Here is a 1,512-nt window from a genome sequence, read left to right as displayed (position 1 = left end):
GCTTTGACTTTTTTCGGTGGCAGACGGTAGCCCAGCGTGCGGTTGGCAAAGCCCAGCTTAAACTGCGCGACCAGTTCAGGATGGTTGAGCCGCCGCTTCGCCAGATAAGCCTGGGCTTCCGGCGCATTCAGCAGCGTATGGTGATAAAACGCAACCACCCGTGACAGCAATACCTGTTGCCCGACAGTCTCATCGGCCAGCTCCGCAGGCTGCACCAGCGGCTCCACCGCCGGATTGTGCCCCAGCACGGCACGTAAGCGCTCCACGGCATGGCGCAGGCTCAGGCCCTCAGTTTGCATTACCCAGTCCAGCACGGAACCGCCCGCATCACAGCCAAAACAATGGTAGAGATTTTTCGATGGGGTAATAACCATCGAGGGCGTTTTCTCCTGATGGAACGGGCACAGCACGATCATGTCCTTACCGCGCTTAAACAACTGCCGCCCTTGTTGCTCAATGATGGCAACTAAAGAGACAGCGGCTTTCAGGTGCTGTAATTCTGCTTCGGGAATGCGAGCCATATCTTTGTTCCCTCAAAACCTTGTCAAGACCATTTATATGTTTTATTATGGCACACATACATGTACCATAGTCAAGCGGTTATTTTTTTGGGAGTAGAATCATGAGTCATTCTATTTACTGGTGTTTACCTATGCCTTTATCTGAAAGACTCATTGCGTTACGTAAACAACGCAGCCTATCCCAACAGGCAATGGCGGATGCGATTGGCATTCATGCTAATAGCTGGAAGAAGTACGAGACAGGGCAGGCACAGCCTTCCCTTGAGGTATTGAAAAAGATTGCAACGTCGCTGAATGTCAGCACGGACTTTTTGTTATTTGATACACATGAACGTGTGCCAACAGGTGAGCTTTCATTGCAGTTTGAAGCTATCAGTCAACTTCCTGAGGATGAACAAGGTATTGTGCGGGAAGTGCTGGAAAGCCTCATTATCAAGTATCAGTCACGGCGCTGGGATTCAGTAAGGCAGGCCACTAAGAAGAAAGAGTAGCCCATAAAATGATCGCAGATTGTCCGTGCTCTAACACGGGCAACCTGCTAACCACAACCAACTTAGTAGGAGTTGAATGATGGCTAAGGCGCATTCTAGGCAAAACCGTGCCGTAAATAAAGCGACAAAAACCGAACGTTATTACACCGTGGGATACGTGCCGCAAAACGGCAGGCCGAACCCCAGACCCGCAATAAATTTAACGGGAAGGTGGCTTAAGGCTGCGGGGTTTGATATTGGTGGCACACTCACCGTCAAAATCATGGATGGCTGTCTGGTGCTGATCCCTGACAGTGACGACACCCACACCATTAAGCAACAGTACCAGCGCCAGCAAGACCAGCTCAGTGAGATTAAGCTCAAGATGCGGGAACTGATTGGTGACTACACAAGCCGCTAAGAGCAGGGAATGAGCAGCTCTTAAAAGAACAAAGCCGGAAGATTGCAGGGATCTTTCCGGCTTTTTCATATTGTTATATTACTTTGTCAAAAATATTTAA

At 49.5% G+C, this 1,512-nt stretch carries 3 protein-coding genes; 2 read left to right on the top strand and 1 reads right to left on the bottom strand.

What is annotated here, in order from left to right; all coding sequences use genetic code 11:
- A partial coding sequence (locus Xenpb_RS19255) for a CHC2 zinc finger domain-containing protein (RefSeq protein ID WP_255523219.1) occupies positions 1-521 on the bottom strand: 521 nt, incomplete at its 3' end.
- A 131-nt stretch (positions 522-652) separates the two neighbouring features.
- Here Xenpb_RS19255 and Xenpb_RS19250 point away from each other — a divergent pair.
- Both Xenpb_RS19250 and Xenpb_RS19245 read left to right on the top strand, forming a co-directional pair.
- Complete coding sequence (locus Xenpb_RS19250; protein ID WP_368666852.1) at positions 653-1,012, top strand: helix-turn-helix domain-containing protein; 360 nt, start codon at positions 653-655, stop codon at positions 1,010-1,012.
- Between the two features lie 76 nt (positions 1,013-1,088).
- Positions 1,089-1,412 carry a SymE family type I addiction module toxin gene (locus tag Xenpb_RS19245; RefSeq protein WP_368666851.1) on the top strand — a complete coding sequence of 108 codons (324 nt, stop codon included), beginning with the start codon at positions 1,089-1,091 and terminating at the stop codon, positions 1,410-1,412.
- Positions 1,413-1,512 lie beyond the last annotated feature (100 nt).

It is taken from the genome of Xenorhabdus sp. PB62.4 (assembly GCF_014467285.1).
GTDB lineage: Bacteria > Pseudomonadota > Gammaproteobacteria > Enterobacterales > Enterobacteriaceae > Xenorhabdus.
This window is presented reverse-complemented; position numbering and strand designations above follow the sequence as displayed.